Source organism: Limnospira sp. PMC 289.06, assembly GCF_032350395.1.
GTDB lineage: Bacteria > Cyanobacteriota > Cyanobacteriia > Cyanobacteriales > Microcoleaceae > Limnospira > Limnospira platensis.
This window is the reverse complement of sequence record NZ_JARPLC010000287.1, coordinates 1-1560: the sequence shown is the minus strand read 5'-3', so window position 1 is coordinate 1560 and position 1560 is coordinate 1. Positions and strand designations below refer to the sequence as shown.

Here is a 1560-nt window from a genome sequence, read left to right as displayed (position 1 = left end):
ATGGATTCCGTTCTCCCAGCTGCGTCCTAACCACCTTGACTAATGCTATAACATCCACTACAGCAATTAGGATACGGTCAACTTCCGCACTTATACAACAAATTACCCCAAAAAGCAAGAGGTTTTTGACAAAACTTTACATAGATTTATGTCAGTCTGGCTGTCGGTGATCAGGTGAGCAGATTGTGGTAACATAATAGGATATCCGCTCAGGTTGCAAGACCTTGGGTTCAGAAAAGATCTACTAAAACATGGCGGATCTTGATGGACCTAAAAAAGTAAGCCAAAGTAGTAGCGATAACACTGTAAAAAGCTAGGCTACACCTAAAAGTGCGAGACGTTCAGGCATGAAATAGGGTTGTAATACCCGAAATAACCGCCTGGTGGGGATTTCAGCCCATCGGTTGAATATAAGAACCTCGCTTCTGACCATCCCCATAACTGTTTATATGTCCCGAAGCGAAAAGCAAGGCAGGGAACTCAAGGTCAATCCCACAAAGAAAATCGTAATGCTCAATTACACCATAAGGAGGAGTATTAAAACCACTTAGGCGATTGTGGGAAAGAGTAACGGCGATAGCCACCCCCAGTTTTAGGAATCACAACCCGTCAGATTGAAGCGGGGAACGGAAGGCGTGAGGGAAAACCTATTCCCAATAATCCGACCACTGCCAACCATCCATGACTAAGGAAATCTGAATGTTCCGACTTGAACCATCGTCATTAGCAGGCAGCGAAATAGGTTGACACGCTGCGCCCAAAAGGGTAAGGGGAAAAGTAGGGTTCTTTATATAACACCTACACAGACCTTTAAAGTACCCCGGTGGATAGGACAAGTCTAAAGATGGAATGCCCATATAAACGGAACGTTTTAACCCCTCTTAGGCTCTGATTATCTGGTCGAGATAAACAGTAGTGAAAGTGTAAGCGCAAGCCTATTAGGGGATGAGATGTGACCAGAAGCTAACGCCCTGCTGTAATGGCAGGGATATGCTGACAAGTCACGGTTTGATTGTAAAGAATAGAGTCTAGTAGGAGTCATTATGACGAAAGCGAGTTTAAAGAAAGGGTTTGAGAAATCAAAGCCAATCAAGACTACGAGTATATGGAAAGCTATACCATGGGCGAAAGTTCAACGTAAAGTTTTCAAGCTCCAAAAGAGGATATTTCAAGCAGCTAAATCGGGACAGGACGCAAAAGCAAGAAGGTGGCAACGTCTACTGGTGAAATCATATTATGCCCGACTCTTAGCAGTGCGGCGAGTGACTCAAGATAATCAAGGCAAAAAGACAGCAGGTGTCGATGGAATGAGAGCAATCTCCCCAAGACAAAGACTGGAACTAGCTAAGAGTATCAAAGGAAATCTCAAAGCAAAACCACTGCGTAGGGTGTGGATTCAAAAACCCGGAAGGGATGAAAAATGTCCTCTGGGAATACCCACTATCCAAGATAGAGCAAGGCAAGCCTTGGTAAAGTCGGCACTCGAACCTGAATGGGAATCGAGGTTTGAAAGCAACAGCTATGGGTTCCGACCCGGACGGTCAGCCCATGATGCAATAT

At 44.7% G+C, this 1560-nt stretch carries 1 protein-coding gene; it reads left to right on the top strand.

From position 1 onward, the window contains the following. Window positions 1-1043: 1043 nt before the first annotated feature. On the top strand, window positions 1044-1560 hold a 517-nt coding region (locus tag P5674_RS24550), incomplete at its 3' end, for a reverse transcriptase N-terminal domain-containing protein (RefSeq protein ID WP_315643220.1).